Origin of the sequence: Saccharopolyspora hattusasensis, from assembly GCF_050972075.1 — a bacterium.
In the GTDB taxonomy this organism is placed as follows: domain Bacteria; phylum Actinomycetota; class Actinomycetes; order Mycobacteriales; family Pseudonocardiaceae; genus Saccharopolyspora; species Saccharopolyspora hattusasensis.
In genome coordinates this window covers 2,030,470-2,055,069 of sequence record NZ_JBPCDC010000001.1, presented here as the reverse complement: position 1 = coordinate 2,055,069, position 24,600 = coordinate 2,030,470, and the positions used below count along the sequence as shown (strand labels likewise).

Below are 24,600 nucleotides of genomic sequence, written 5' to 3'. Positions count from 1 at the left end.
CAGTGATTCGCAATGGCCTGGCCGGGTTGCCCTTCGAGCGAAGGGATGGCTCTGGCAGCCGATGGAAGTGATAGCCCGTTCGGGACGGACGTTCTTGGTGTGCTGGGTTGTGGAGGGCGGTGGGAGCGAGTGGCAGGGCGCCGTTGATTGTCATCTCGCTCCCACCGCCGCTGGGTGCCGGGCGGTCACTTGTCGGGGAGGGCAGCCGTAACTGCACGGGACCGCCCGGCGGACTTGAGGGTTTTGCCGAGGCAGCGTTGGACTCGCCTGCCGCATCTCCTTGAAGGAGACGCAGAACGTGGTGCGGTGTGCATATGTCTTACCACTGCGGGCACCTCGCTGCTACGGCGTCTGGCAGCCATCCCATCCCGGTGAGCATTCGCTCGCTGGCTTAATACGGCACATGAGGTTCCCCCGGGGTAGTGGACACCACGTTGGCAGGATTGGTTCCTGCTGGAAGGATGTCCTCATGCCACCTCGTAAGCGTCGGTCGTTCACGGCCGAGTACAAGGTCGAGGCTGCGCATCGTGTGATCGATTCCGGCCGCACGATCGCTGAAGTGGCTCGTGAGTTGGGTCTCAACGACGGGTTGCTGAGTAACTGGGTCAAGGATGAGCGGCGCAGGATCGCCGCGGCCGAGGCTCACGGCGAAAAGCCTTTGGAGGCTGCGGAACGCGCCGAGTTGCTACGGTTGCGTAGACAGGTCGCCGAGCTGGAGAAGGACAACGCGTTCCTGGTAAAAGCCTCGGCGTACTTTGCCGCGATGCAGAAGAAACCGAACGGTTCGATCTGATGGTGAAGTACGCCGGCCCCGACACGCTCGCCGAGACCGGCACCGACACCGACGGCAGTGAAGACGCCGCCGGGCCGTTCTCGGTGCGTCGTATGGCGCGACTTCTGGACGTGTCCGCGTCGGGCTACTACGCGTATGTCAAACGCGCGGCGGCGCGGAGGTTGACACCACGCAAGCAGCGCCGGGCTGACCTCGAAGTGAAAATCACCGAAGTACACAAAGAATCCGGCGGCACCTATGGGTCACCCCGCATCACCGCCGAACTGCGTGCGCGGGGCGAGGTGGTCAGCGAGAAGACCGTCGCCAAGATCATGGCCGGCATCGGGATCGAGGGCATCAGCCCGCGCACGTTCAAGGTGAAAACCACCGTGGCCGACCCGAAGGCGTCGTTCCCGCCGGACCTCGTCGATCGGGAATTCGACCAGGGCCGCGTGGACGCGGTGTGGCTGACCGATATCACCTACCTGTCCTGTGGTGAGAGTGAGATGTATCTGTGCGCGGTCCGGGACGGGCATTCCCGGAAGGTGCTCGGCTACACCATCTCCGAGCACATCGGCTCGGAGATGGTCACCGAGGCCATCGACGCCGCCGTCGCTACCCGGGGCGGCCGGTGCCGTGGCACGATCCTGCATTCCGATCGTGGCGGTGAGTACACCGGTCATCTAACGGTGAGAGCGTGTTTCCGGCACGGGCTGCGCCGGTCGATGGGCGCGACTGGGGTCTGCTGGGACAACAGCCCTGCGGAATCGTTCTGGTCCACGTTCAAACACGAGCACTACTACCGGCATACCTACGCCACACAGACGGAACTCGTTGTCGCAGTTGACAATTGGGTTCGCTTCTACAATGCTGTCCGGAGGCACTCCGCGATCGGGATGCTCAGTCCCGAGGACTACGAGAGCTCACTCCGAGCAGCTGCCTGAATCCCCGTAAACCCCCTGTCCACCGCTCGGGGGGAACCTCAACAAGCACCGAGGAGTGGTTGCCAGTGATGTCGATTAAAGACTGGCAGGGTGGATGTGCGGTATTGGCCACTGCTTAGCCATTGCTTACCACGAGCGATTCCTTGATGACCTAGGGTGGTCTCTCGTTCTAGGCTGTCTGCCGACAGTGTTCGAACAGCGAGGTGGGTTTGATGGGGTCGGCGCACCGGTATCCGCAGAACGCACGGTTGGCTTGGGAGCGTCTTCAACGTGGTTGGAGTCACGATGAGCTGGCCGACCAGATCAAGCAGAGTATTCGGGACCGCGGTGATGCGGAAACGGGCTTGACCGGCCACACGGTGCGGCGATGGGAGACAGGAGAGCGGTGGCCGGAGCCGCGGTTCCGCAAGCACCTCGTGCTCGTGTTCGGCAAGCCGGCAAGCGAGCTTGGCCTGCTCACGCACGAGGAGCTGTCGTTAAGACCTGTCGATGATGAGCTTTGCTCGGTTGCTAGGAGGCTTCTGGCTATGACGGCTGATTCTGGGAAGGGGTTCAGTCGCGAGCTGTTCCTGCGTGGCTTGGTGGGTGTTGGTCTTCTTCCATTGGTGGCTCCGCTGGAGGCGTCAGCCGACGCCGCGGATACCTTGGCATACGCCGCTGAGGCCGGATCTGGAGCTGACGCCACATCTGCGGCGTCCTTTGCGTTCATCACGGCGCAGCAACGGCCTCTGTACTGGTCGGCGCCCCCGCAAGCGCTGCTCGACTCGACGCTGGCACACACAAGGCTCGGCATCCAGCTGATTCGCGAAACCAGGAAGGGCACGACGGTCCGCCGGGACCTCGCTGCTGCCCTGGCAGAATCAGCACTGTTGTCCGCGCGACTTGCTTATTTTGATCTCCGTCGGGTCGACCTCGCGCAGCGCTGCTTCGACACGGCGCAGGAAGCCAGTCGTGAAGCGAATGACCACGCCCTGATAGCAACGGTCCTGGCGCACGCCAGTTTCGTCCCTGGCTTCGAGGGCGACAAGATCGCGGCGCAGCCGTTGCTGGAGGCGGCACATGCCCATGCCCAACACGGTTGCGGACCGCTGTTGCGATCATGGCTGCATTGCGTCTCGGCCGAGGTCACCGCAAAAACCGGCGACCCCGCCGCAAGTCTCCAGCACGCGCGCCAAGCAGAAGATGCGTTGGCAGCCGATGGGATAGACCCTATGTGGTTGGACTTCTACGACGCTTCGCGACTGGCTGGATTCACGGGCAACGCCCAACTCGTCGCGGGCGATCACTCTGCAGCTGCGGCAAATCTGTTGAAGGCGCTGGACTCGTTGGGGCCGCAGGCCGCCAAGCAGCGCTCGGTGCTGCTGCTTGACTTGGCGCTGGCATCTGCCAAGGAAGACGCCGAGCGGTCCGCGTCCCTCGCCTGTGAGGCACTGGATGCGCTGCAACAGGACTGGTACGGAACCGCTTTCGAGCGTCTTCCCCGCGTCTGCGCCTCCCTTGCAGGAACACCCTTCGCCAGCGACCTCGATGATCGGATGCGGGCCTTCAGGCCCAGCGGAGACTAACGTTCCTGGGCGTTGTGTTTGCGCACGAGTTCGGGTAGCTCGGCAAGGCTGGTGAGCCGGAAGAGGCACCGTCCCGCGACTGCTTCGTCGTCCAGGATGTAGCCCCACGGGCCTCGTCGGATCAGTGCCGTCTGCATGCCGGAGTCCTGGGCCGGCGCGATGTCGTTATCCAGGCGATCCCCCACGTAGAGAACGTTCTCGGGAGCGCAGCCTGCTTCCTCGATCACTCTGCTGAAGAACCCGGGGTGGGGCTTCTCCACACCCCAACTGTCAGATGTACCGATCACATCAACCGGAAAGTTGAGGGATTTCAGGATCGCTTCGGCACGGGCGGTCTGGTTGCCCGCGACACCGATATGCACGCCGAGGTCTCGAAGCCCCTGAAGACAGGGGCGAGTGTCGGGGTACAGGTTCTCCTCAGAGAAGTGCTCCGGCTGGCCAGCGTCGGCCCGACGCTGGCGCTCGGCTTGCAGATCGAATCCGGGCTTGAAGTACTGGAACGTGTCTCGGTAGTCCTGTCCGCGGGCGATCACTGCGCCGAAGACGCTGGAGAAGGTGTGCCGTGGGATACCGAGCCAGTCAGCCCACGTCCCGTACTCCCTTGACTCATCAACGAATGTTTCGCCGACATCAAAAAAAACCGAACGAATCACGGGAACCTCGACCTCCCTACCGCGCCAGCAACTACGACCAGCCTAGCCAGGCGCGTTCCGGCGTCCGGCAGCAGTACCACGCAACGCGACGCGAGCTGCTGGCTGACATGCTCTTCATTTCCTGTGGCGGGCAATGGCCAATCAATGGCCAATTCCGAACGCATTCACGCTCCGTTTTTGCTCATTGTCACCGGTTTCTGGGGTGTTTTGTGACGATGTACACGCTCATGTTTCCTGTTAAGTGGTCACGTTGAGAGAGAAACCATCATGGTCGGCTGGGAAGATGTGACGCACAAAAGAACACGAAGCGGACTTGAGAACGCCGCAATGCGGTATGCGGCCCGAGGTTGGCCGGTGCTGCCCGGGACCGTATACGACCGGGGTCGCTTCATCGTGCCCAACACAAAGAAGAGCTCGCCGCCACCAACATGACGACGGTGACCCGATCGTGGACAGCAGCTGGGGAACGATAGTCGCCGTCTGTGCTGCTGCGCTCGGGCGAAGCCTTTGGGCTCGTTTCCGTTGCACGAGGTTTGGCGCAAGACGTTATCCAGTCCTCGGCCTGGCGCCGCCAACCGGGGCCCGTGTTGTACCGCGGCGATCGAGGCCGGGCATACTTCCTCATGTCCGGAGAGCTCGATCTCCACACAGACATGGCCGAACCCGGCGAAGTCGCCGAGCTCCCTCTCGGGGAATGGGTGGCCGCGCCACCGACTCGTGTCCGGGGCGTGCACGTCATTTGGTGGGTCACCCCCGAATTAGTGCGTTGGCGCTCGGTGCCAGCCCCCGTGCTCCAGGAAGCGGTGATCGAGGCAGGTAGCAAACGCCACTCACGGCGTCAGGTGAGAGAACGCTCACACCGGAGTCCACCAGACCATGTCCCGCGTCAAATGCCCACGTTCGACCTGCTGCTCGACCACGCCGGTCAGGTTGCGGTCCGGCGCGCGGGATGAGCTCGTGCGCGGCGGCGACGATCTTCGTACTGAGCCGGCGGTGACTGGTATCGAGCATCGGTTGCTGATGCTGGAGTAGAGAGCGTCAGGCGATGAGTGACCGAGCTGATCCAGCAGCGCGGCGAACTCGGCTTGCCCACCGCCGGCGTCCCTGAGATTGCGGCTCGCCGTGCGGTGCAGCATCCGCGGCATGACGCCCTCGACGGCCCTGCGCGCTTGGACAACGCCCGAGATACTCGGTGATGCTGGGAACGCCAACTGGCTCGGCGACCAGGTTCACGGGCACGAAGTCGCCGGTCCATCCGTGAGGCAATGCCGGACGTCCGCTCCAGCACGTATTGGTCGGAGGTAGCGACGAGCGGGTTCGACGGGCTTCCACCAGCGCGGCGGGGCGGTATCCCGCCCGGCTTGTCAGCCTGTGAGGGGCAGTTCTGCCAGGTGATCCCAGGTGAACTGGCCCTGATCGCGGTGTTGCTGCACGGCCACTAGGTGCAGCGCAGTGATCGGAACTTCGACCGGTGCGATTCGGACCGTTTGCAGCGTGCTGGTGATCGTCCCGGAGTCTCCGTCCGCGATGCCGTAGCCGATGCTGGTGTGTGGCACCATGTTCGGACCCGGCTCTGGGAGGGCCTGCGCGCCGAACACGTCGGTGACGGCGCCGCGGACCACCATCGCCATGTCGTGCCATTGAGCGTCCATTGTGGGTTCGACGGCGAGTTCGACCGCGTGCCGCGAAGCCTGCGGCGCCCCGACGCGCAACGTCAGTGCCGGCAGGGGCGCGACCGCGCCGCGTAACTTCTCCACCAGCTCGTCGAGCTGGGCGTGCGGCACTTCGTGGCGGGCGCGCAGGGTCATCTGCACGGTGAAGTGCGCCCACTCAGGGGGTTGGAGCCCGAGCCCGTGCGCGGCGGCGACCCCGCTTTCCTTGAGTGCCTTGTGGTAGGACGCGAACGTCTTGCGCAGCGCGTCGTTGCCGACCGCGTAGATGTGTACTCGTGCTTGGTGGGACCAGGTGGCGGCGGCGTGGCGGGTGAAGAAGTTGTGCATGTCGCTCCTCATGGCTTCCGGTGGGTTGGCTGGCATTGGCGGCCGATCTTGGGGCGGGTTACGGTGCGCATATGACCGGCAGTGATCGGTGTCCGTTGGAGATGAACGAGTCGACGGGCCGCAGCTCGTCTGGTGCAACGGCGAGGGCGAGGTCGGGGAAGCGGGTGAACAACGCGGGCAGGGCGATGGCAGCTTCCAGCCGTGCCAGGGGGGCGCCGAGGCAGTAGTGCACGCCGTGGCCGAAGGCGAGGTGGGCTTTGTTCACCCGGCTGATGTCGAAGTGGTCTGCGTTGTTGTGGAGGGTGGGTTCGCGTCCAGCTGCGGCGTAGGCGGCGAGGATGGCCTCGCCTTTGCGGATGGTGATGTCGTCCAGTTCGATGTCGTCGATGGTGTAGCGCAGTGGCAGGTTGGCCACCGGTGCTTGCCATCGCAGCGTTTCCTCGATGACGTCGTCCCAGGAGTGTGTGCCAATGCGGACGAGGTCGAGCTGGTCGGGATGTGTGAGTAGCGCGGCAATGGCGTGGTCGAGCAGGTTGACGGTGGTTTCGTGGCCAGCTGCCAGCATGAGGACGAGGGTATCGACGAGTTCAATTTCGGAGAGCCTGGATCCGTCGTCGTCGCGTGCGGCGATGAGGCCGCTGGTCATGTCCTCGCCGGGTGTGGTTCGTTTGATGGCAACCAGACCGTGGAGGATCTGATAGAGCTCGCGCTGGTTGGACTGGGCGTCCTGCGGTGTGGCGGCGGTGACGAACAGGCCGTCGACGACGCGTCGCAGGTCTGCGCGAGTGTGGTCAGGGACTCCGAAGAGCTGGCTGATGACTTCCATGGGCAGTGGGTAGGCGAAGGCCGCGCGGAGATCCACTTGCTGCCCTGGGGGTGTGGCGGCGAGATCGTTAAGAAGGCTCGTGGTGATCTCTTCTATTCGGGGGCGCTGGGCGGCGGTGCGGCGCGCGGTGAAGGCTGTGGAGATCAGCTTGCGGAGTCGTGTGTGGTCGCGTCCGTATGCGGTGAACATGTTCTGCACCGACACCCACGTGTGCAGGGGCCAGTCGTCGGGGATGTTCCCGTCGATCCACTGTGGCCAGTGCTGGCGTGGGTCCTTGGATACGCGCGGGTCGGTCAAGAGTTCCCGGAGCCTATGAGGGTTGGTTACTGCCCACGCCACCACGCCGCCAGGGAGTTCCACCAGCGCCGCGGGGCCTTGCTGGCGGAGTTGGGTGGCTTCGGCGTGAATGTTGGTTCCGGTGGGGTCGAGAGCGTAGGGGCAGGAGTGGTGGCCCATCGGCGGTCTCCTTGATCTTTCACCTGTGAGAGGGGAAGCGGTGGGAAAGCCACGGGGAGGCTTTCGAGTGCGCGGTGGAACGGGCCGGGGCGCCACCGCAAGTCGTCGGCCGCGACGGCCAGGCGCATATCCGGCAGCCGGTCGAGGAGCCGCTCGATGGCCGCCGAGGCGATCACCCGTGCCAGACGGGGAGCTGGGCAGGTATGCGGGCCCGCGCTGAAGGCCAGGTGGGCTCGGTTTCCGGTCCGTGTCTGGTCGGTAGCCAGGGACGGGTCGGTGTTGGCGGCGGCGTAGCTGATGACGACCGGTTGATGTGCGGGCAGCCGGGTGCCGGCGAGCTCCAGGTCCTGCATCGGATAGGTGATGCCGTAGTTGGCCATCGGGGGGTCGGTCCACAGGACCTCGTCGAGTGCCTCGTCCACGGGCAGAGTGCCGCCGGAGAGATCACCGGCGAACCGGTCGTCGGACAACAACAACCGCAGCGTGTTGGCGATCAGGTTCTGCTGCGGTTCAGACCCGGCACCCATGAGCACGACGAGCTGATGCAGGATCTCGTCGTCGGTCAGCGCGGCTGGGTGCGCCATCAGCCAGGAGGTCACATCCGAGGCGGGCTGGCTGCGCTTGAGGGCGACCAGCTCCGCCAGACAGTGGCCCAGGTCAGCGTTGGCTTGTTCGGCGTTGATGCCATCGAAGACGGCGCTCATGGCCGTGAGCATCCGATGGCCGATCTCCGCTGGGCTGCCACAGATGCTGCTGAGGGTCAGCAGCGGCAGTACACGCGCGTACTGGGTGAGAAGATCAGCATGCCCGGCAGGGGCGAATCGGTCGAGGAGGGTGCCGGCAGCGCGCTCGACGGAGTTGCGCACCGCTGTGGAGTCCACCCGGTCGAGGCTGTCGGTCATGGCCTTGCGCAGGCGTGCGTGGCGCGCACCGTCGGCGAACAGGCAGTTCGGGCGATACATCATCATCGGCAGCACCGGGCAATCCGCGGGGATCTTCTGCTGCCACTGGCGGGGGTCTTTGGGAAACCGGTCGGGGTCCCGCAGAACCTCCAGCGCCGTCTGGTAGCCGGTGACCAAGGTCGCAGGGATCCCGGGGGCGAGTTCCACCGGGGCAATCGGCCCGTGGCGGCGCAGTTGGGTGTAGACGCGGCCGGGGTTCGCGGCGAATTCGGGTCCATACAACGGAGTGCGGGCGGCATGTGCCGGACAGCCCGGCGGCGGAACATCCCGGTCGGCGTGGTGGAAGGTCACACGTGCTCCTGGGCGCTGCGGTGGAGGTATTCGACGAGGCTGATCAGTGCTCGGGTCGACGACGCCGGGTCCCGGGCGTCACAGGTCACCAGCGGTGTGTCCGGGTGGAGGTCGAGAGCCTCGCGCAGCTCTGCGTCATCGAAAGTCGGTGCGTCGGCGAAGTGGTTGATAGCCACCGCGTACCGCAAGCCCCGTTCTTCGAGGAGGTCCATGACGGGAAACGACTGCTCTAGACGGCGGGTGTCGGCGAGCACCAGCGCACCGAGCGCACCCCGGGCGAGCTCACGCCACAAGGGTGTGAAGCGGTGCTGTCCGGGGACACCGAAGAGGTACAGCACCAGCCGGTCGCTGAGGGTCAGGCGACCGAAATCCATCGCGACGGTCGTGGTCGCCTTATCCGGTACCCCGGCAAGATCATCGACATGAGCACTGGCTTGCGTCATGAGTTCTTCGGTGTGCAGCGGCTTGATTTCCGAGAGCGTGCGGACGAAGGTGGTTTTTCCGACGGCGAAGTGGCCCGCGATCACGAGCTTCGTCGCTTTCTGCACGGTCTGACGCAGGTAGATGTCGTCAGAGGCGGGCGCGGAGCCCATCGAGCACCTCCTGCATCAGCTCTAGGCTGGGCGCATCAGGGCGAACCTGGGGTGCGCGCGTGGTGATGTGGCCGCTGTCGAACAGATCACCGAGCAGGACCTTGGTGACGCTGACCGGCAACGCCAGATGCCCGGCAACCTCGGCCACCGACAAAGCTCCGCCGCGGCACAGCCGGATCACGCGGCGCTGCTCCGGAGTCAGGCCATTACACTGATTGCGTGCGGTAGTGACGAGAGTGACCACGTCAAAGAAGTTCCGGGTCGGGTGGGCGCGTCCGCCGGTGACGACATGGGGCCGCACCAACGCTGGTTCTCGTCTCCGTGCGGGCGAGGTCATACCGATCCGCCGATGTCAGACCGTCGCGAGCTGGACAATTCCTTACCCAGTCGCCGCACCAGGTCCTGCAACCGGAAAGACACCGCTTCCACGTCCGCCTTCTCCGTCGTGGATGCGGCAACATAGGCGCCCTCGCCGGCGGCAACGAGGAACACATAGCCCCGGTCGAACTCACTGACCGTCTGCTGCCACGACGAACTCCCGCAGAAATCAGCGCCGGCACGAGCCAGCGCTTGCAGCCCGGACATCGCGGCGGCTTGCCGGTCAGCGTCATCCCAGCTGATGTTCTGGGAGTGCGCCATCAACAGCCCGTCAGCGGACAACAAAATCGCATGCCGCGTCTCCGGCATATCCAGTGCCCGGTCGAGCATCCACCCCAGCTTGTTCACCAGTTCCTGGCCGAGCATCTGATGCATGTTGTGTGTCATGACGTCGTTCCTTCGTCCTTGGGCTGTCGACTGTGGACAGTGGAATGGGTGCGCCCGGAGCGCGTGCCGCGCTGCCAGGCCCCCATACTTGCGGCGCTGGCTGGCCCCGGACTCGTCGCCGACGCGACCTCCGATGTCGGCCAGACTGGTGGCGCGGTCTGTGTGGCCGGCTCGCGGCGACGGCGTTGGGGCAGGCCGCTGGCGGTCGACCTTGGCGCCGGGGCTGTCTCACCTGGCGCGGGGGGTGCTGCGGCCGGTGGTGGGGCGGGTCGGGTGAGCAGGTCGTTGGGCACGAATACCACGGCACGCACACCCCCGTAGGGCGAGCTCGGGTCAACAGACACCCTGAACCCATAGCGGGCGGCGAGCACACCCGCGACGGCGAAGCCGATCTGCGGAGGATCGCCGATATGACTGATGTCCACGACCTCATGCCCAGCCAGCAGCCTCTCGGCACCCTGCAGTGCCTCGGCATTCATCCCGATGCCTTCATCGTCGATCACGACGGCGATACCGTTGTACGCTGGCCGGAAATGGACCTCGACCGAGGTGCTGGGCCGCGAATAACGCGCGGCGTTGTCCAACAACTCCGCCGCAGCCAAGACCACAGGTTCCACCGCACGGCTGACCACAGACATATCAACCTGTGTACGCACCTGCACCCGACGGTAGTCCCGGATACGTCCGATAGCGCCCCGGACGACGTCGGTCAGCGACGAAGCCGACCGCTGCTGTCCCGGCCAGGACCCGCACAACACCGCGATAGCCTGCGCTCGACGGCCGAGCTGAGCATTGGCGTGGTCAACCGCCAGCAGACCGGCCAAGACGTCCGGATCGTCGAACCGCTCCTGCACATCCGAGATAGCCACCTGTTGCTCAGCAGCCAGGCTCTGAACGCTGCGCATCGTCGCCTTCAACGTGGCTCTCGCTGACTGATCGGCTTGAGTTTTCGTCTGTTCCACGCACTGCGCGACCGCGCCGACTATTGACTCCAGGCTCTGCCCGTACTCCGAGCCGGCCAACTGCGGATGCAGGGCGTCCGGCACATCAACCGCCACACCCCGCAGGGACTCCACCAACGCCGGAAGACGATGAGTTACCAGCCGACGCAACTCCTCGTCCCGAACCCGCACATCGCGCTCCAGCAAAGCGTTTCGGCTGCGCGCCCGAACCATGATCCGCCATTGGTACAAACACAGCACCGCCACGGCCAGTCCGCCCGCCGAAAGAACCACCCATAACGTCATGTCCAACTAAAACTCCATCGTCCAAGTGCCAACGGCACCTCGTGCGCCTCGCGACAACTCTCCATCCCCGCGGCGGGACGTGCGGGCGCGACACTCGCCAGCGATGTCGATTAAAGACCTGTACATGGGTGCCCGGTATTGGCCACTGCTTGGCCATTGCCTGCCGCTGGTAATCAGACGATGACTTTGGGCGGTTCTTCGTCCTACACTTCCGGCGGTTTGCGGTGAATCGATCAGCCAAAGTACGTCGTCGACAACGACGACACTGATCAATCTCTCCCGGATGCGTCGCGCGTGAACGTGCCCCGGCATGTCACGAGCCCGCCGGAGACTCGCACTGTATCCACGAGGGGACCTGGGCCATGCCGTCGAAGATCGCGACCGACACGCCGTTTAGCTGGGGAAAGTTATTGGGTTACTGGTTCGCTTCGCTAGTAGTTGTCTATGCATTGGGGTGGGCCCACGTCACCCCTTCCGGTTTCAGCACTCAACCACCAGCCACCAGCACAGGTGCCCCGACTCCTCTCCCAGCGCACACGCCGCCACCGGCGACACAGCCGTAACCGGCACCACGGTGCCGTTGTCGCCGACTACCACGGCCCCGGCCCCGGCCCTTGAGCATGTGCCATCGTCCGTGGCGTCGCCGCGTGAAGCCCGCCGTGAGCCTTGGGGATCACACATAGCTGCGCGAATTGCGCGGCCGTGGTTTTGAGCGGGGAGGGAGGTTGCCCATGTTTCACGACCACTGACTACGAGCGGGGCTGGTCTCGGTAATGGCTGAGACCAGCCCATCCGGCGTTAACGAGTGCCGTGGAACGCAGCGAGGAGCAGGAGCTGATGACCTCCCGCATTCAGTTCGATCCGTTGGAGCCGGCCACGCTGGCCGATCCGTATCCGGTTTATGCAGAGCTCCGGGAGAAATCGCCGGTCTTCTGGCATGAGGAGATGCAGTCGTGGACCGTGACCAGGTATCGGAAGTGTCTTCGCGTCCTGCGTGACCACGAGCGTTTCGCTCAGGTCTGGAGGCGGGTGGGTCGCAGTGAGCCATTCCGGGTAACGGTTGGTTGCTTTGTGTGATCATCTTCCATTTGGTCATGTGGTGCGGGCGTGTTCGTGGTGGAGCAGGACCAGGGCAGCTGCGGCGATGGTGCCGATGCGCCAGGGGCAGCCGCGTTGGCGGCGAAGTGCTTTGTAGGTGGTTTTAAGTAGTGAGTTGGCGCGTTCGCCTAGGCAGCGCAGCGCGCCGTGGACTGCGTTGTAGGCCTGTTGATCGACGGTCAGTTCCCCGTCTTTGGGTTTTTTGAACGGGATCGTGAAGGTGTCCGGGGCGCCTTCGTAGCCGAGATCGGCCAGGGCGTGGCTGCCCTCGCTGATCCAGTCGGCGATCCGCTCCAGCAGTTCGGGGTCGGCGCGGGCGGCGGTCATGTCGTGCTCGCGTCCGGGCCGCACGTCGGAGACCCATAGCGGCCACCCGTCCGGGGCGGACACGACCTGGATGTTGCCGCCGTGATGTTTGTGCTTTCCGCTCCACCACAAATCGACGCCCTTGGTCGGGCCAGGGATGGAGATCCGGTCGGTGTGGATCAACGTCCCGTCCACGATCACGAACGAATGCCCCGCCATCTTCGCCGCCAGCAACGCCCCGTGCAACGTCGGTCGGCGGGCCGCCAGCACCGCGACACCCTCGTCGCGGTACTCATACGCCGTCGACTTCGAGATCCTGTTATCCCTGGCCAACGCCGACATCCGGGTGTCGTCGAGGAACCAGCGCAACACCAGCACCGCCTGCTTGTAGGTGCTCAGCTTGCGCCGTCCCGCACGAGTACCACGCCGCAGCCGCTCGGCATGCAACAACCCGGACAAGAACAACACCGTGTCCTCGGATACGTCCAGGACAGCCTCGTATGTGACACTCATAGCAGCGCGGGTTCCCTACGAAGTTGATCTGTGGAAGGACTACTTCGTACCAGGGATCCCGCGCTCTCATGTGGACAGCCCCACACCAAACCCCAAGATCAACACAGCGCGTCACCAACCGTTACCCGGAATGGCTCACTAGGAGGCCGCTGAATAATCGGCGTGTCTCCCAGGAATCTGGGCTTGAGCTGGGAGAATCGGTTTATGCAGGGTGTGGAACGTGCCGACCGGGAACTGCTGGACGCTCACGCGCTGGTCGGTCATCTGGTGCCGGCGGGCAGTGTGTTCGCGTTCCTGGCCGAGCATCGTCAGGATGTGTTCCCCGATGGGGAGTTCGAGGACCTGTTCCCCTCGGGGAGGGGACGTCCGTCGATCCCGGCGTCGGTGATGGCCTCGGTCCTGGTGTTGCAGACGCTGCATGACTACTCGGATCGGGAGACCGCCGACGCCGCGCGGTGTGATCTGCGGTGGAAGGTCGCGACCGGAATGTCGTTGGACCACAAGGGATTTGATGCCTCGACCCTGGTGTACTGGCGCAAACGGCTGGCGGCGTCGGATCGGCCCCACCGGATCAATGACGCGGTCAAGGACGTCATCGAGCAGACCGGGATCCTGCGCGGCCGGCGTAAACGGGCGGTGGATTCCACGATCCTGGCTGATGCGGTGGCCACTCAGGACACCGTCACCCAGCTGATTGCGGCGATCCGGCGGGTGGCCCGGCAGGTTCCTGGCGCAGCCGAGCGGATCGCACAGGTGTGCACCGGCCATGACTACAGCCAGCCGGGCAAACCGAGGATTGACTGGGATGACCCGCAGGCCAAGGACGCACTGGTGTCGGCCTTGGTCAACGACGCAGGCGCGCTGGTGGCGGTGTTGACGGAGGCCGAGTTGGAGGGCGATGCGGAGGTCGCGGTGGCGTTGCTGGCGCTGGTCGCCGGTCAGGATGTCGAACCGGCGGAAGGATCGGATGGCACTGATGGGCGGTGGCGGATCGCGCGGCGGGTCGCCCCGGATCGAGTGATATCCACGGTGGACCCGGATGCGCGGCATACCCGCAAGTCGCCGGAGAACCGCCGCGACGGGTATCGGGCGCACGTGGCGGCCGAGCCCGAGACCGGGATCATCACCGACGAGAAGCTGACCAAGGCCGCTGGGACGAAGAACTCCGATCCGGCGGTGGCCGAGGAGTTCCTCGACGCCGAGGACGATCCCTGCGAGTGGTACGGAGATTCCGCCTACGGCACAGGGGATCTGCGTGGCGCGATCGACGACACCGACGCCGACGAGGCTGTGATCAAGCCGAAACCGGTGCAAGCGCCGGTGGAGGGCGGGTTCACCGTCGACGACTTCACCGTCGACGAGCACGCGGGCACGGTGAGCTGCCCGGCCGGTAACACCCGCCCGATCAGTCAGAAAAACCGGGTGGCGACCTTCGGCGCGCTGTGCCGCGACTGCCCGCTGCGTGCGCGCTGCACCAAGTCCAAGACCGGCCGTAAAATCGTTCTGCACCAACGAGATGATCTGCTGCGCCAAGCCCGCCGTGACTGGGCAGACAAGCCCGAACTGCGAGAGAAGTACCGGAAGTTCCGGCCCAACGTGGAACGGGTCATCTCCCAGATCGCCAGCATCGGCGGCCGTCGTCTCAAACTCCGTTATCGCGGCGCCACCAAGAACCATGCCTGGCTCACTCGTCGCACCGCCGTGCTCAACCTGCGCAATCTCGTGGGCCGCGGGCTATCTCGCACGGCAGGAGTCTGGGTTCTGGCGGGCTCGGCCGCCTAACCAGCGGCCGACCGGCCGGACCGGGCCCTCACCGGCCCGTCTAGGTGCTCTCTCGCCCGCCCCGACCGCACTGCCACGCGCGGATAGGGGCTTGCTGCGGGACTGCTCGTCAATTTTCTCGCCTCCGTCCCTGCGGCGACTGTCCCCAGAACCGCCTAATTCAGCGGCCTCCTAGGCCGCCACACGTACGCTCCCTATTCAGCAAACCCACACACACCGATGGCCGAAGCACTCTCGCGACAGCTTGAAGCCGCTACGGCTTCAGACGCCTCACCGCATCCGGAGGCTTACATCTCCGACCAAAGTTCACCGAAAAGAACCAAAGTGACCAGATGCGCGCCATGCATGGACTGCAATGCGATCAGCAGCAGACCACGGTGGCGCCGGTGTGTTCGGCATCGGCGGTGATCACCACTTTCTCCAACGCTTTTCGTCCCAGCCCAGCCAGCAGATCGCGGGCTGCGGCGTTATCATCGCCAGCCTCCACCGCGATGGAGGCCGAGAACCTCGCCACGTGAGTTCATCGCGGCCACCACGTGTGTTCGGAGCATGCCGGCCTTCCCGGTGACCGCGGCCAGCATCGTTTCGCCGCCGAGAGCGACCGCCTTCGCTCGTTGGCCGTCCCGGGGGTGTCCACCCCGATAAGGCCTGGTCGAGCTCACCATGGTCGACTAGTGCCAACACCCGCGCGACGGTCCAGCCCGACGGGGCACCCGACCACGAGCGCACACCGGGCTCGGCCAGAAACCAGGCCGGCAGCAACGGCAACCGATACAGGATTGCCCGCCCATCGCGGGCATCGCTCACCGCCTCCAGAGCCTGCCAGAGACCGTCCACACAACCCCGCAGGGACTCGGCAGCGAGGGCCGGCCGGTCAAGTACAACCGGAACCGGGAAAGACAAGGACACGAGGGCACGGCTCCTGGATAGACCGGCACGGCCTAGACAACCCGATGATCTCTCACCGGAAACCGCGCCCTCGTCTTGCGTCCCGCCTGGTCAGAAACCCGCCGCAAACCCTCAGGTCAACCTTGCACACGCTCTGCCCGCAGGCCCCTGGATCGCCGGTTCTAGCCTCCGCCGTGACCTGTCCCTGCCCCGTTTACAAGCACCCGCTGGCAAAAGCACCCGCAAAGATCCGCACAACCAGGAGTGAGTGCTGCCCAACAGCTTCGTCGTCACATGGACGCCGCGCCCGACGAGCTACAGAGCTGCCTCCAGCACGGCGACCACACTGCCTCCGAGCACTGGCACGCCGCCGCGCAGCACCTGGCCGTCACCGCGTGAGCTGGAACCCGGTGCTGTGGCTCGCAGCCGAGCACCTCGCGATGGCCGCCCAACCATCTCGGCACCGCGCCCAGCGACTCCGCGCCCTCGGATTGGTGCTGCCGACCATCGTCGAGGGCGGATACCAGGCTGCCGCGGCCCGTGCCTTGCCGAATCTACTGATGGCAGCACTGATCTTCACCATCAGTGTTCTGGTCACGACGCTGATCGCCGTCATCGAGCACTATCAGATTCATGCCGCCGCTCAACGCCACGTTGGGTCGGTGGCCTGCGTGGGATCGAAGCCGACGGGCGGCCTATCTGCCGGAGGTATGGAGCCTGGGGCCTTAGGCGCTTTCAAGGTGGGAGGGGCGGGATCGGGAGAAATTTTGGAGAACTCAACTGTGCTGAACCGTGTCGTATGACGCTCAACTGTCCACAACGGAACAGCATTGACCTGCGGGTTCTCTGATTTCGCAGGTTAGTGCGGTGCAGGGAGCTGCCCTTTTTGGCACGGTAGAGGTAACTGGTTCAATCCCAGTATCCGTCCGCGCCGTGAGTTCTTCGCCGCCAACCCGGGCACCGTGACTCATGCTTGGAGGTGGTCGAGCACTTTCCGCATCTGCTGGTAGGTCTGCGGGACTGGGTCCGCGTTGCCCAGCCGGTGCCGCTCCAGGCGGATCGCGCCGATGTGTTTCGCGAGGTAGAACAGCGACCGGCGGGCCGCGCTGGGCGTGGACGGCCGAGTCCGTAGGTTTCCCAGAACGTGTCCCGTTCCGTGCCGGGTTTCGTGGCAGCCATGAAGATCGTTCGGTCGGACTCGGGATCCCCCCAGGACGTTCGGTCGTTTTCGAACACGCCGGTGATCGTGGGCTCGGGGGCATCAGACGCCATCATGATGTTGACCGCCCACAGATCACCATGCAGCAGCCGTGGTTCGGTGACCTCGTTCAGCACCGCTTGGTACTTGTCCGCTGCGGCCATCATCTCCTTCACGTCCGCGGAGTCGAGACCGGCGTCGTCCAGGTCGGCCACGAGATCAGCGAAGAACGCCGTTACCGCCTCGCCCCAGGTGCCAAAACCGGGGCCGGTCACCGGGCCCGAACTGGTCCCCTTGAACGGCGTGGATGCTGCGGGCGATCGTCCCGATCTGCCGGAAGAGGGATATCCACGCCGCCCGAGGGTATTGCCCGGTTACCTTCCGGGCCCGGAACCCCATCGAGCATCGTCTGGAATAAGTAGTCTCTGCCGATGATCTCGTCGGTGAAGTCGGCCACGAGCGTATGCGGAATCATCGGCGCAATCCGAGCGAGATACGGTGCACTCGCATACTCATTGCGCATGAGGCCGCGCTCGATGCCGTACTAGCGTGTTGGTTCAGGGGCAACACGAAGGATGACTGGACGGTCCTCGCCGAGGTCGACGCGGTAGGTGTTGTTGTTTCTCTTGCCCATCCGACAGGTGTCGGAACCGGGGCCGATCCTGAGCATAGATCGTTTTAAGCAGGGGCGCCCGACAAAATGCCCCTCGCCGGCGGGGCGCTGCGGCGTCAAACTTCTGGCGGATTCGAGAATGATGCGGTCACGAGCCGCAGGAAGAATGCTCCGCTGGTCCCGGTGGAGCAGAAGGCGCAGATCGTGTTATCGGTGTTGACGCCGGGGCCGGCCCCGGGGCTGGCCCCGGCGTGTTCACGCTGCGAGCAGTTCGTCGATCTGGTTGATGGCGGACGTGGCGCCTTCGACGATCCCCATGTCCAGCACTTTCTGCAGAGCCTCGGCCGAGGCGTAGCGGCCGACGAAGGTGGCGCGGGTGCGGCCGTCGATATCGCTGAAGGTGTAGGTGTTGTGAGAGACCGGCATGTCCGGCAGCGGGTTGAAATCCTCGTCGGCGAAACCGTCCTCGAAGGTGAATTCGCGTGGCTCGTCGACCGTTTTCACCTCCCACCAGCCGCAGTATTTCTCGCCTTCGGGGCCGGTCATGTAGTAGGTGACCCGTCCGCCGGGCCGCAGGTCGTGGTCGACGAACGTCGCGGGGTGCGAGGGCGGTCCCCAGACTCGTTCCAGCTGGCGTGGGTCGGCGTAGACCTGCCACACGCGCTCCGCGGGTGCGGCGAACTCGGCGGTGATGGTCAGGGTCAGGTTGTCCAGGTCGTGCTGGACGTCGGTGACGGGCATGGCTCATTCTCCTTTGTCGATTCTGTCTTTTCGTCAGTGGCGAGGAGCTCGTCGATGCGGGCGACGCGGCCGCGCCACACCTCTTCGAGCTCGCCCAGCATCGAGGCCACTGAGCGCACCGCCTCCACCTCGCCGGTGGTGAGGTGTTCGCGTCCGCTGCGGCGCTTGGTGACAAGGCCCGCGCGTTCGAGGACGGCGACGTGTTTCTGCACCGCCGCGAAGCTCATCTCGTACGTCGCGGCGAGCGCCGTGACCGAGTGTTCACCGGCCAGAACGCGACGCAGGATGTCGCGCCGGGTTCGGTCGGCGAGTGCGTGGAAAAGGGCGTCTGCCCTGTCCTCGGCCTCGCTGTCATCCACCTCCCAAACATACAACCAAGTGGTTGTATGTTGTCAAGCCCCGCGTTGGAGATGGCTTTGTCGGACGTGCCGGGCGTGGTCGACCCCTCGGGCATTTGACTCCTTGCAGGAGGCGCACTCATAACGCCGCGAGGAGCGTTTCGCCGACCGTCCTGACATGCCGCTGACCGTGCACCTGGCAGCGCGTTAATGCCGACGGGGACATCGAGGGCTGGCAGGTCGGTGTGTCTTGACCCTGGTATAGCGCAGGACGGCGAGGCCCGGCGCCGAGAGCGTGGCGACCGCTTCGTTTCGAAGCTGCGGTCGCCAGTCATCGTCGGCGGTGCGAGGGCTCGCATCAACGCGCACATCCCGGCGCAGGCCCTCGTCGTCCCGGACCTGAAGCACGCCGTTCGGGTGGACCCGCGGCAGCATCCACTGGTCAACGACCCGGTCATAGCGGCCTTCCCGCTGTCCGCGAGCCACCGCCGCCGGACGGCCACCCTCGTCTAGGTGCATCGTCGTCCTGTGCGTGCGCCTCGCCTGCTGCGGAACAAGATCCGCGTCTATCCGCCGACGCCATTCTCGTAGTGGCACTGGCATTTGTGTCGGGCCACAGCAAATGGGTGCAGGGCGCTAACGACATTCTTGCGCTCCGAGTCTTCAACGAAGCGCAAGGGCTTGACCTGTCTATCACAGCAGCGAGTTGGCGGCGACGCGGTTCCTTATTGGTTCACGGCATGGGAAGGCCGTGGTCAGAACCCGTAGGTGTTCCGTAGTGGCCCGTAAGGCTCCGTTTGGGTGAAAAATCAATTCAGAACGGAAATGTGACGACGGTCACTATTCATTTCAATGGAGTAAACCACTGCGCCGTTTAAGCTTCCTGCTGACCATCGGGGGTGGTGCATCGTGATCTTGAATAATGGGGAGTTGCCGGTTCCGTACGACGTGCCGGTCGGCAGGGGCGAGCTGATCGAGCAGGTCAAGACCGCTCTGGACTCGTGGAGGCATGTCACCCTCATCGGGGTTCCAGGGGTCGGGAAATCCACGGTGGCCTTGCAGGTGGCCTGGTTTTTCCAGGACTCGACTGAGCTCACGTCCGAGTTTGACACGATCCGCTGGATCGCACTCAACGACATCGAGGACATCGACCAGCTGGACGAACACCAGATTCGGGCGCGAGTGACGGACGCGGTTGCGGCCGCGGTGGGTGTGGTGGGCAACGGCACCACCGACCTTGCAGCATTGATCATCGAGAAAGTGCGGTCTCTTGGTCGTGTGCTGTTGGTGTTTGACAACTGCGAGCACGTCAAAGCCGGTGCGGCGTTCCTGGCTGCCGAGCTGCTGTCGTCCTGCCTGCAGCTGAAGATTCTGACGACAAGCCAGCATGTTCTGGAGCTGTCCAGCGAACGCGTGATCCCGGTGCACCCGCTGGAGGTTCCGTCGAAGGACCACTCGGCGGATACCTCCGAGGCGGTCGAGCTGCTGGTTGCTCGTGCTCAACAGCGGCGCGACACCTTCACGCTGACTCCGGAGAACACTGCTGATGTTGAGAGGCTGGCCCAAATTGGCGCCGGCATTCCGCTCGTTCTCGGTGTCTTCGGCAAGCAGGTGGCGGCGAGCTCTCCGCGAGATTTTCTCGCCTGGCTGAGTCGGCATCCTGACGGGGTGCTGTTGGTGCGGGGTGGCGACAGGGTTTCCAAGCGCTCTCACGAGACGCTTGCGCATGCTCTCCAGTGCATGTGGGACCTGCTCGAGGAAAAGGAGCGGGTCGCATGGGCCAGGCTCTCGATTTTTGCGGGCCGTTTCCATCGGGACGTGGCTGCTGCCGTGATCGCCGATGGCACAGTGATCGCCGAGTATGAGGTCCACGGGGTCATGACCGGCCTGGTGGACAAGAGTGTCCTGCAGCAGGTGCAGGGCCTCCCCGCGGACTTCGCGGAGTACTCGCTGCTTGGGCCGCTGAAGGCCAAAGGTGCTCAAGAGTTTGCGCAGCGTGGCGAGACGGAGGAGGTCTTTGACCGGCTCCTTGGCCACTACGAGTCACTCGCAGAACGCTGCAGGCGTGAGTGGGCCGGTGCCGATGAGCTGGATTGGATGCGGTTCTGGAGGGATGATCAGCTCAACCTGGAAACGGTGCTGCGCTACGCGACGGTACACGCGCCGGCGCGGGGGCTGCGGCTGCTGCTTGACATCCTGCGGGCCAGAGGCGCGTTGTACGACGGCTTCATCAAGCACTCACGCCGGTGGCTGGTTGAGCTCTTGGAAAGCCTGTCTGACCAGGACAATGACGCGGAGCTCATGGCGACGGGTTTCGCTATTGCCGGATGGTTGCGCAGCCATCTCGGCGAGCACGACGGGGCCCGAGAGGATCTCGCTGAGGCTGCTCGGTACGAAGAACTCTCTGGCTCCGTCCAGCCATATGTGACGTATCTGAGGGGACTTTCCGCATGGTGGGATGATAGGCGCGCCGACGAGGCGATGCTGATCCTGCAGGAAGCGGTCACGCAATTCAAGAACATCGGTGATGCCGGCGGCGAGTACATGGCCTCCCATTATCGGGGAATGTGCTACGCGTCGGAAGCAGACGTGGACCGCGCGCGACCGGTGATCGACGAGCTGCTCGCGGAAGCGCAGTCTGTTGCTGGTGTGTGGGGGATTTCGTGGGCGCGATATACGGAGACACTGTACCTGCTGAGATGCGCGGAGCAGGCTGGCGAACGCGGCAACGTCGCTGAGGAAAGGAAAGCACTCGCCGCAGCGAGCGAGGCCATCACCGCGGTGACACAACTCTGGGTGGACATCCGCGATCGGTGGAGTCCTGTCTACGGCGCTACCTGCCTGGGGTTAGTTCTGGCTGCCCAGCGACAGCACCGGTCCGCGGCGGTCATTCTCGGAGCCGCGCAAATGGCCACGGAGCGAGTCGACGTCGAGGTTGCCTTGCCCGGATGGGCCGATCGCACAGCACAGACGCTGGCTTCCTGCAAGGCAGTCTTGGGCGCTGATGCGTTCGCCGCCGCCTTCGCCGAGGGACACTCGCTCGGTGACTTGGCCGTGCTGGCAGCGACTGGGACCGAGGGGGTTGTCGGCACCGGGCCGCTGAGTCCGGCGGAATGGGAAGTGGTCAGGTTGCTTCCCACTGGTGCAACGAACGGCCAGATCGCCCAGTATCTGGGCAAATCGAGACGCACGGTCGAGGACCATCTGAACAAGGCCCGCAAGAAACTTCAGCTCCCGATGACCCGTGACACCAAGCTGGCACGAGAGCAGCTGGTCGATTGGTCCCGAAAGCAATCCGGCAGTAGCGTTCTCATGCTGCCGTGGCTTCCCGCACGTCCTCCGCGGGCAGCACGTCCTCTGTCTGTGACGGGCGGGCACTACGGGGCCGGGGCTTCCGTAAACCCGTAGAGGTAGCTGTCAAATCCCGGGTGGCTCCGGGATTCCGTCACCTCCCCTCCTTCGCGAAAGTAAAGCCACGGCGCAGAACACCGCGAAGGAGGGGGTCGTGGCAACACCAGATCCGCCCGGTGAGTTGGACCGACGAGTACCCGGCGCGGCGCTACGGGCATTGAAGAGCTCGGGAGGCCCACCCCACGGCTGGTTCGGATCCGACTCGCCGCGGACTTCAGGACGCTCGACGCAGGGCACAAAGCCGCCACTCGGGCTCACGGTTGCTGATCACGATTCGGGGCTAGCAATGATCCTCGGTGCCGGGTAGGCCACCGTGGTCCTGACCGCTGCTCCTGCACTGGTCGGCTGTGTGTTCGTTCTGACTGGATTCCTCAAGCTGCCGCGGCAATCCAGTGTCATAGCCGAGCATGATCGACTGGGATATCGGAAGGTGGGGAGGCTGAGCGTCGTAGACGTCGCTGTCCTAGCGCTCGTGACCGGTCTGTGCGTGGGGGCGCTGTCGTCGATCTAAGCCCGCTGGCTTTCGTCGGCGACCCCGGGCGTGGGGGCGCCGACGAAAGTACTGCCAGATTCCTTTGTGGATAGTCAACGGTCCTGTTGGGTGGACCATGTGAAGGGAGGTGTCAGTGAACGAATCCTGCTGGAAGCGGACATAGCGTCGCCCGGAACAGGGGAATCGAACAACCTGAGCCTCCTGGGGGAGAGACAGGCGTCAGCTGGCCAATCCCGGACGGGCTCCGAAAGTGGAAGGGGACGTCGGGAATGACGTTCACCAGTCGCGGTTGCCGGACACAGGTACCTCCTCACTGCAGCCCAGCACGCAGCGAGACCGGGAGGTTGCTCCGTCGGTCGCGTACGTCGGGGGTCGGACGGTGGACCCTCAGTATGGTCGCTGGGTTACGCGGCGGGAACTACGGCCAATCGTCGGATGTTTCGCGCGGCGGGGATACGAAGACGTCACTGCCGCCGCTGGCCTGGGCCTGGGTGGTCGCTGGTCACCTGCTTGTCGTGGCCTGGGCGACGAGAGCTGCTGTCGCCGAGGACTACACGCATCTGGAGTGGGTGCGGTGCGGCCTGCTCAGTCTGTGTGCGCTCGCGCATGTGGTGCTGACGCTGGAGGCCGAGGAACGACGGCGCGGCGCCAGCGTCGAGGGCGGCAGCCAGCACATCGATCAGACCAGCGTGTGGACTTTCGTCGCTGCGCTGGTCCTGCCGGTGCCCGCGGCGCTGGTCGTATTGGTCGTCGTCCGGGTGGCGGTGTTCGCGATCGCGCGCAGGCCGCTGCTGCAATTTGTGTTCTCGACGACGAGCATCGGACTCAGCATGCTGGGCGCGCACGCGCTGGCGACGCAGACACCGTTACGGGATTACCTCACCGGACACCAGCTGTGGCAGGCGGGCGAAGACGTGGCTGTGGCCCTCGGAGTCCTCGCGGCGGCAGCGGTGACGTACTTCCTCCTGCAGCTGGCGACGGTCGGCGTCGTCGTTGGCCTGGCGACGCATGACTGGTCGCCAGTGAACGTGCTCGGCGAGCGAAGAATGAACCAGTTCGCGCTGGTCACGCTGCTGGGAGCATCCGGTGCAGCGGTCATGCAGTCGGTGACGCCATGGATGCTCGTGCTGGCGGTGCCCGTCGTCGTGGCCTCGACCCGGGACAAGCAGCGCGTTGCAGCGGCCGAGGCCGAACGTGCGTCCCTGATCCATGACGCCTTGCACGACACCCTGACCCGGCTCCCGATTCGAGCCAAGTTCGACCCACTCACGCAACTGACACTCGCCGATGATCAACAGCGCGGACGCAGCACCGCACTGTTGATCATCGATATCGACGAGTTCAAACAATGGAACAGCACCTACGGGCTGCTCGGGGGCGACCGGGTCCTCGTGGGTGTCGCGGACGTACTGCGGTCGGTCACCAGGCACGGCGACCTGCTGTGCCGGCGCGGCGGCAGCGGCGGTGACGAGATGATCGCGCTGCTGCCCGGCGCCGAGCGCGAGCACGCCTTAAACATCGCTGAGCGGATCCGCGCCGACGTCGAGCAAGCACACATCGAGGTGACCCAACCGGCCGGTGGGCGCACGGTGGTGCTGGGAGAGGCGAATGTGCCCGGCCCGACGGTGTCCGTCGGCGTCGCCTTGTCCCCTGATGACGGTCGGACACTGGAAGAACTGGAGGCCCACGCGGACCGCCTACTGCGGCAGGCCAAACGGCGCGGCCGCAACCAAGTCGCGCCGGAAATGGCTGACACCTGCTCAGCAGGAGGCGAGGCGGAGACGCCGGCCGCACGGATGTGACCGCTGCGTGGTGGGGGTGACAGTTCCACGCCCCACCACGCAGCGGCCGCATAAAGCTCTCCGTATCTTCCCGGGCGAGGTAAGTCCGGTTCTTCGGCGTGTTTTTCGGTTCCTGTCGCAACTATGTGAAAAAGAAATGCGAAGGCCCACGCTATCCCCGGCGCGGGCCCATTTGGCATGCCGAATTGTTTCCACGCGGTCTGCCCTGATTGCGGGAAACCGTGGTCGCGATCCGCGACTTGACGGAACCGCAGGGACACAAATACGAAGAGTCATGAAACGCCGCATCTCACTGCTCCATTAGTGTGACGATCGGCGTTTTTTGTGTACGCTCTGTGGTGTC

Annotated in this window: 23 protein-coding genes; 9 read left to right on the top strand and 14 right to left on the bottom strand. The window is 64.7% G+C overall.

What is annotated here, in order from left to right:
- Nucleotides 1-469: 469 nt before the first annotated feature.
- From ACRXBZ_RS08815 to ACRXBZ_RS08805, 3 genes are all read left to right on the top strand, one after another.
- Nucleotides 470-793, top strand: a complete 324-nt coding sequence (locus ACRXBZ_RS08815) for a transposase (RefSeq protein ID WP_433878664.1) — start codon at nt 470-472, stop codon at nt 791-793.
- Complete coding sequence (locus ACRXBZ_RS08810) at nt 793-1,716, top strand: IS3 family transposase (RefSeq protein WP_433878663.1); 924 nt, start codon at nt 793-795, stop codon at nt 1,714-1,716. Before ACRXBZ_RS08815 ends, ACRXBZ_RS08810 begins: the two co-directional genes overlap by 1 nt.
- Nucleotides 1,717-1,928: 212 nt before the next feature.
- Nucleotides 1,929-3,281: a helix-turn-helix domain-containing protein gene (locus ACRXBZ_RS08805; protein WP_433878662.1), complete on the top strand. Its 1,353-nt coding sequence runs from the start codon at nt 1,929-1,931 to the stop codon at nt 3,279-3,281.
- Here the strand turns inward: ACRXBZ_RS08805 and ACRXBZ_RS08800 are convergent.
- The 9 genes from ACRXBZ_RS08800 to ACRXBZ_RS08760 form a co-directional block, all read right to left on the bottom strand.
- Nucleotides 3,278-3,934 carry an HAD family hydrolase gene (locus tag ACRXBZ_RS08800; protein WP_433878661.1) on the bottom strand — a complete coding sequence of 219 codons (657 nt, stop codon included), beginning with the start codon at nt 3,932-3,934 and terminating at the stop codon, nt 3,278-3,280. The genes ACRXBZ_RS08805 and ACRXBZ_RS08800 overlap by 4 nt on opposite strands.
- 854 nt (nt 3,935-4,788) lie before the next feature.
- Nucleotides 4,789-5,079 carry a hypothetical protein gene (locus tag ACRXBZ_RS08795; protein WP_433878660.1) on the bottom strand — a complete coding sequence of 97 codons (291 nt, stop codon included), beginning with the start codon at nt 5,077-5,079 and terminating at the stop codon, nt 4,789-4,791.
- A gap of 219 nt (nt 5,080-5,298) precedes the next feature.
- Complete coding sequence (locus ACRXBZ_RS08790; protein WP_433878659.1) at nt 5,299-5,934, bottom strand: 2'-5' RNA ligase family protein; 636 nt, start codon at nt 5,932-5,934, stop codon at nt 5,299-5,301.
- Nucleotides 5,935-5,992: 58 nt separating this feature from the next.
- Nucleotides 5,993-7,102 (bottom strand): cytochrome P450 family protein, encoded by a 1,110-nt coding sequence (locus tag ACRXBZ_RS08785; RefSeq protein ID WP_433883829.1) that lies wholly within the window; start codon nt 7,100-7,102, stop codon nt 5,993-5,995.
- Nucleotides 7,084-8,469, bottom strand: coding sequence for a cytochrome P450 (locus tag ACRXBZ_RS08780; protein ID WP_433878658.1), 1,386 nt, complete (start codon nt 8,467-8,469; stop codon nt 7,084-7,086). The genes ACRXBZ_RS08785 and ACRXBZ_RS08780 overlap by 19 nt, the downstream gene beginning before the upstream one ends.
- Complete coding sequence (locus ACRXBZ_RS08775) at nt 8,466-9,062, bottom strand: GTP-binding protein (RefSeq protein ID WP_433878657.1); 597 nt, start codon at nt 9,060-9,062, stop codon at nt 8,466-8,468. Before ACRXBZ_RS08775 ends, ACRXBZ_RS08780 begins: the two co-directional genes overlap by 4 nt.
- Nucleotides 9,040-9,399, bottom strand: coding sequence for a DUF742 domain-containing protein (locus tag ACRXBZ_RS08770; protein ID WP_433878656.1), 360 nt, complete (start codon nt 9,397-9,399; stop codon nt 9,040-9,042). The genes ACRXBZ_RS08775 and ACRXBZ_RS08770 overlap by 23 nt, the downstream gene beginning before the upstream one ends.
- Nucleotides 9,396-9,827: a roadblock/LC7 domain-containing protein gene (locus tag ACRXBZ_RS08765; protein ID WP_433878655.1), complete on the bottom strand. Its 432-nt coding sequence runs from the start codon at nt 9,825-9,827 to the stop codon at nt 9,396-9,398. The genes ACRXBZ_RS08770 and ACRXBZ_RS08765 overlap by 4 nt, the downstream gene beginning before the upstream one ends.
- Nucleotides 9,824-11,074: an ATP-binding protein gene (locus tag ACRXBZ_RS08760; protein ID WP_433883828.1), complete on the bottom strand. Its 1,251-nt coding sequence runs from the start codon at nt 11,072-11,074 to the stop codon at nt 9,824-9,826. Before ACRXBZ_RS08760 ends, ACRXBZ_RS08765 begins: the two co-directional genes overlap by 4 nt.
- Before the next feature lie 810 nt (nt 11,075-11,884).
- Here ACRXBZ_RS08760 and ACRXBZ_RS08755 point away from each other — a divergent pair.
- The gene (locus ACRXBZ_RS08755) at nt 11,885-12,151 is read left to right on the top strand and encodes a hypothetical protein (RefSeq protein WP_433878654.1); all 267 of its coding nucleotides are present in this window, start codon (nt 11,885-11,887) and stop codon (nt 12,149-12,151) included.
- A 15-nt stretch (nt 12,152-12,166) separates the two neighbouring features.
- Here ACRXBZ_RS08755 and ACRXBZ_RS08750 read toward each other — a convergent pair whose 3' ends face one another.
- Nucleotides 12,167-12,991 carry a transposase family protein gene (locus ACRXBZ_RS08750; RefSeq protein ID WP_433878653.1) on the bottom strand — a complete coding sequence of 275 codons (825 nt, stop codon included), beginning with the start codon at nt 12,989-12,991 and terminating at the stop codon, nt 12,167-12,169.
- Nucleotides 12,992-13,195: 204 nt separating this feature from the next.
- Here ACRXBZ_RS08750 and ACRXBZ_RS08745 point away from each other — a divergent pair, with 204 nt between their 5' ends.
- Nucleotides 13,196-14,773: an IS1182 family transposase gene (locus ACRXBZ_RS08745; RefSeq protein ID WP_433883827.1), complete on the top strand. Its 1,578-nt coding sequence runs from the start codon at nt 13,196-13,198 to the stop codon at nt 14,771-14,773.
- Between the two features lie 361 nt (nt 14,774-15,134).
- Here the strand turns inward: ACRXBZ_RS08745 and ACRXBZ_RS08740 are convergent, their stop codons facing one another.
- Complete coding sequence (locus ACRXBZ_RS08740) at nt 15,135-15,287, bottom strand: hypothetical protein (RefSeq protein ID WP_433878652.1); 153 nt, start codon at nt 15,285-15,287, stop codon at nt 15,135-15,137.
- A gap of 769 nt (nt 15,288-16,056) precedes the next feature.
- On the opposite strand from ACRXBZ_RS08740, the gene ACRXBZ_RS08735 reads away from it, so the two are divergent.
- Nucleotides 16,057-16,464 (top strand): hypothetical protein, encoded by a 408-nt coding sequence (locus tag ACRXBZ_RS08735; RefSeq protein ID WP_433878651.1) that lies wholly within the window; start codon nt 16,057-16,059, stop codon nt 16,462-16,464.
- 106 nt (nt 16,465-16,570) lie between these two features.
- Here ACRXBZ_RS08735 and ACRXBZ_RS08730 read toward each other — a convergent pair whose 3' ends face one another.
- From ACRXBZ_RS08730 to ACRXBZ_RS08720, 3 genes are all read right to left on the bottom strand, one after another.
- Nucleotides 16,571-17,134, bottom strand: a complete 564-nt coding sequence (locus tag ACRXBZ_RS08730; protein WP_433878650.1) for a phosphotransferase — start codon at nt 17,132-17,134, stop codon at nt 16,571-16,573.
- Between the two features lie 593 nt (nt 17,135-17,727).
- Nucleotides 17,728-18,213, bottom strand: a complete 486-nt coding sequence (locus ACRXBZ_RS08725; protein WP_433878649.1) for an SRPBCC family protein — start codon at nt 18,211-18,213, stop codon at nt 17,728-17,730.
- Complete coding sequence (locus ACRXBZ_RS08720; RefSeq protein ID WP_433878648.1) at nt 18,174-18,587, bottom strand: ArsR/SmtB family transcription factor; 414 nt, start codon at nt 18,585-18,587, stop codon at nt 18,174-18,176. The genes ACRXBZ_RS08725 and ACRXBZ_RS08720 overlap by 40 nt, the downstream gene beginning before the upstream one ends.
- A 207-nt stretch (nt 18,588-18,794) precedes the next feature.
- Here ACRXBZ_RS08720 and ACRXBZ_RS08715 point away from each other — a divergent pair, with 207 nt between their 5' ends.
- From ACRXBZ_RS08715 to ACRXBZ_RS08705, 3 genes are all read left to right on the top strand, one after another.
- Nucleotides 18,795-19,064, top strand: a complete 270-nt coding sequence (locus tag ACRXBZ_RS08715) for a hypothetical protein (RefSeq protein WP_433878647.1) — start codon at nt 18,795-18,797, stop codon at nt 19,062-19,064.
- 396 nt (nt 19,065-19,460) lie between these two features.
- Nucleotides 19,461-21,959, top strand: coding sequence for a helix-turn-helix transcriptional regulator (locus ACRXBZ_RS08710; protein WP_433878646.1), 2,499 nt, complete (start codon nt 19,461-19,463; stop codon nt 21,957-21,959).
- A gap of 888 nt (nt 21,960-22,847) precedes the next feature.
- Nucleotides 22,848-24,257: a GGDEF domain-containing protein gene (locus ACRXBZ_RS08705; RefSeq protein ID WP_433878645.1), complete on the top strand. Its 1,410-nt coding sequence runs from the start codon at nt 22,848-22,850 to the stop codon at nt 24,255-24,257.
- The last annotated feature ends 343 nt before the right edge of the window (nt 24,258-24,600 follow it).